Raw genomic sequence first — 3,776 nt, 5'->3', positions numbered from 1 at the left:
GCCAGCAGCTCGGTATCGTTCAATGGCTTGCCGCAGAACTCGTTCATCGCCATTAAACCCGCGACCACCGAGCAGGCGCTGGAACCCAGACCTGAACCGATCGGCATGTTCTTTTCCAGCGTCATTGCCACCGGAACCTGTTTGCCAATCGCCTGGCAGAAACGTTCCCAGCACTGATAAACGATGTTCTCTTGCGCATTGGTTGGCAGCTTGCTGACAAAGCGCCCGGTGTTCACCAGGCTGAAGCTGTCGGCCGCTTCCACCGATACGCAGTCACCCAACAGGGTGCCATCCACCGGCGAAACCGCCGCGCCCAGCACATCAAAGCCGACGCTGACGTTACCTATTGAGGCCGGTGCATAAATTTTTACCATCATCAAACTCCCAACTTCCACGACAGTGTACGCAGCAAGTCGGCAAACACGCCGGCCGCTGTGACATCATTCCCCGCGCCGTATCCACGCAGAACCAGCGGGATCGGCTGATAATAGCGGCTGTAAAACGCCAGCGCGTTCTCGCCGTTCTTCACTTTGTACAGCGGATCGTTACCGTCCACCGCATCGATTTTCACTTTGCAGACGCCGCCTTCTTCAATGGCGCCGACGAAGCGTAACACTTTACCTTCATCACGCGCTTTGGCAACGCGGGCGGCAAAAGCATCATCCAGTTCCGGCAGGCGGGCCATAAACTGCTCAACGTCAGCGATGTCGGTGAGTTCAGCTGGCAGCAGCGGCTCAATCTCAATATCGCTCAGCTCCAGTTGATGACCCGCTTCACGCGCCAGAATCAGCAGTTTACGCGCCACATCGGTGCCTGAAAGATCGTCACGCGGATCCGGCTCGGTGAAGCCCATCTCACGCGCCATTTTGGTGGCTTCAGACAGTGAAACGCCTTCGTCCAGTTTCCCGAAGATAAAGGAGAGTGAACCGGAGAGAATACCGGAGAATTTGATCAGCTCGTCACCGGCATTCAGCAGATTTTGCAGGTTTTCGATCACTGGCAGACCAGCACCGACGTTGGTGTCGTACAGGAACTTACGACGCGATTTCGCCGCGGCCGCACGCATCTGCTGATAGTAATTCCACGACGATGTATTAGCCTTTTTGTTCGGCGTCACCACATGGAAACCTTCAGCAAGGAAGTCAGCATATTGATCGGCCACCGCCTGGCTGGAAGTACAGTCCACAATCACCGGGTTCAGCAGGTGATACTCCTTCACCAGACGCATCAGACGACCGAGATTGAACGGCTCTTTGGCTTCGCTCAGCGCGCCTTTCCAGCCGCTGAGATCGATGCCGTGCACATTGGTTAACAGCGCGCGAGAATTGGCGATACCGCACACGCGCAGATCGATGTGCTTCTCTTTCAGCCACGCCTGCTGACGATGCAGCTGCTCCAGCAACGCCGCGCCGACACCGCCGACACCGACAACGAACACTTCGATCACCTGATCGGTGGCGAACAGCATCTGATGCACCACGCGCACGCCAGTGGTCACTTCATCATTGCTCACCACCACCGAGATGGAACGCTCAGAGGAACCCTGCGCAATCGCCACGATATTGATGTTGGCACGCGCCAGCGCCGAGAAGAATTTGGCGGAGATGCCGCGCAAGGTGCGCATGCCATCGCCGACCACGGAAATCACCGCCAGCTGCTCCAGCACATCGAGCGGATCCAGCAGGCCATCTTTTAATTCCAGATAGAACTCTTCTTCCAATACACGGCGCGCACGCGCCTGCTCACTCTGCGGTACGCAGAAGCTGATGCTGTATTCAGAAGAGGATTGGGTGATCAACACCACCGAGATACCGGTGCGCGACATCGCCGCAAACACGCGCGCTGCCATGCCGACCATGCCTTTCATACCAGGACCGGAGACGTTAAACATCGCCATATTATTCAGGTTGGTGATGCCTTTCACCGGGTTCTCATCCAACTCGCCTTCCCCACCGATTAAGGTGCCGGGCGCTTGCGGGTTGGCGGTATTTTTGATCAGACAAGGAATCTGGAACTGGGCAATCGGAGCAATGGTGCGAGGATGAAGGACTTTCGCGCCGAAGTAAGACAGCTCCATCGCTTCCTGGTAGGACATCGACTTCAGCAGTCGCGCATCCGGCACCTGGCGTGGATCGCAAGTGTAAACACCGTCTACGTCAGTCCAGATCTCGCAGCAGTCCGCACGCAAGCAGGCAGCCAGCACCGCCGCCGAGTAGTCAGAGCCATTACGGCCCAGCACCACCAGTTCGCCCTTCTCGTTACCGGCGGTAAAACCGGCCATCAGGATCATGTGATCGGCTGGGATCTGGCTGGCCGCGATGCGACGGGTTGACTCGGCGATATCCACGGTGGATTCGAGGTAGTGACCAACGGCCAGCAGTTTCTCCACCGGGTCGATCACCGTGACTTTGTGGCCGCGCGCCTGCAGCAGCGCTTCCATGATGGCGATAGAGAGCTTCTCACCACGACAGATAATGCCGGCATTCACCGCATCCGGGCACTGGCCCAGCAGGCTGATGCCATGCAGCACCTGTTTCAGCTGGGCAAATTCCAGCTCAATGCGGGTTTTCAGGCCATCGTAATCGAAGCCCGGCTGAGCCTCCGCCAGGCCCTGCAGCAGGTCGGCAAAAATCCGTTCGGCATCGCTGATATTCGTCAGTGCGTCCTGGCCGCTAATGGTTTTCTCAATCATCGCCACCAGATGATTGGTGATTTTCGCTGGGGCAGAGAGCACGGTGGCAACCTGTCCCTGTTGCGCGTTGCTTTCCAGAATATCTGCCACGCGGAGAAAACGTTCCGCATTGGCTACTGAGGTTCCGCCGAATTTCAGCACTCGCATGATTGAAGCTCTCCTGAATTTTTGCCGAAAAAAAAGCCCGCACTGTTTAGGTGCGGGCTTTTTTCTTTGTTTTTCCTGTATGCGTCAGCCCGCACCGTTACCTGTGGTAATGGTGGTGGTAATAATAATTGTGGTGTTCAGGCTGTGATTACGCATTGAGATTTTTTCTGTCTGTCTTTGTCTTGTCCGTCTGCCTTCCAGAAGTAAAGCAAAGCGCACGTTAAGTCAACGAATTTGTCTTAGCCGCCATTTTAAGGCGACTGCGCAGAGTTCGGTGTCTGCGCGTAAATCATATTGGGATCGTTCGACTGATCGCCCTGTTTCCCGATCAGTCACTATTAAAAACGATATTCACCGATTATTTATCTATAAGTTTTTTTTCTACATCATGTAGCAGGCGATGCAGCATGGCGCTATCGCGCTGTTCCAGTAGGCCAATGCGCTGATCGATCCAGTCCGCCATTTTGGCATCGTCGCTCACTTCCAGTTTCACCAGCAGCTGGTGGAAGCGCTCGCGCAGCGCCTGCAGCTGGTGTTCGTTCGCCACTTCTTTCACTTCTGCCGCGACCTGATTCAGCGCCGACAGCTGATAGCAGTACACCATCACCGCCTGTCCGAGGTTGAGTGAAGGATAATCATTGGCCATTGGAATGCCGGTCAGCAGATCGACCTGATCCAGCTCTTCATTGGTTAAGCCACTGTCCTCACGACCAAATACCAGCGCGATTCGGCTCAGCCACTGGCGCTTCTCCTGCAGAATGGTTTCGACTTGCGCCGGCGTGGCGTAGTAGCGGAACTTCGCACGACTGCGGGCGGTGGTGGCGACCGAGAAATCGACATCGGCCAGCGCGTCACTTAGCGTGGCATAGGTTTAGACATTAACGAGAATCGTACCGGCACCGTGCGCAACACGACGCGCAGCCGGGTCTTGCCAGGC

Annotated in this window: 3 protein-coding genes, 1 pseudogene and 1 other annotated feature; all 4 genes and pseudogenes read right to left on the bottom strand. The window is 56.0% G+C overall.

Features of this window, described 5'->3' with window-relative positions:
* On the bottom strand, window positions 1-374 hold a 374-nt coding region (locus RT340_RS22265), incomplete at its 3' end, for a homoserine kinase (RefSeq protein ID WP_313377832.1).
* A 2-nt stretch (window positions 375-376) separates the two neighbouring features.
* Window positions 377-2,839 carry a bifunctional aspartate kinase/homoserine dehydrogenase I gene (gene thrA, locus RT340_RS22260; RefSeq protein ID WP_211729155.1) on the bottom strand — a complete coding sequence of 821 codons (2,463 nt, stop codon included), beginning with the start codon at window positions 2,837-2,839 and terminating at the stop codon, window positions 377-379.
* Window positions 2,840-2,865: 26 nt separating this feature from the next.
* Window positions 2,866-2,988, bottom strand: a sequence feature (Thr leader region).
* Window positions 2,924-2,995, bottom strand: a complete 72-nt coding sequence (gene thrL / locus RT340_RS22255) for a thr operon leader peptide (RefSeq protein ID WP_128601299.1) — start codon at window positions 2,993-2,995, stop codon at window positions 2,924-2,926. Its footprint overlaps the feature before it by 65 nt.
* A gap of 202 nt (window positions 2,996-3,197) precedes the next feature.
* Window positions 3,198-3,776 (bottom strand): annotated as a pseudogene (locus RT340_RS22250) (tRNA/rRNA methyltransferase); the annotation flags it as partial.

It is taken from the genome of Pantoea sp. CTOTU50773, assembly GCF_032082325.1.
Classification (GTDB): domain Bacteria; phylum Pseudomonadota; class Gammaproteobacteria; order Enterobacterales; family Enterobacteriaceae; genus Pantoea; species Pantoea communis.
Note: the sequence above shows the minus strand (reverse complement) of the source record. Positions and strands in the feature narration are given on the sequence as shown.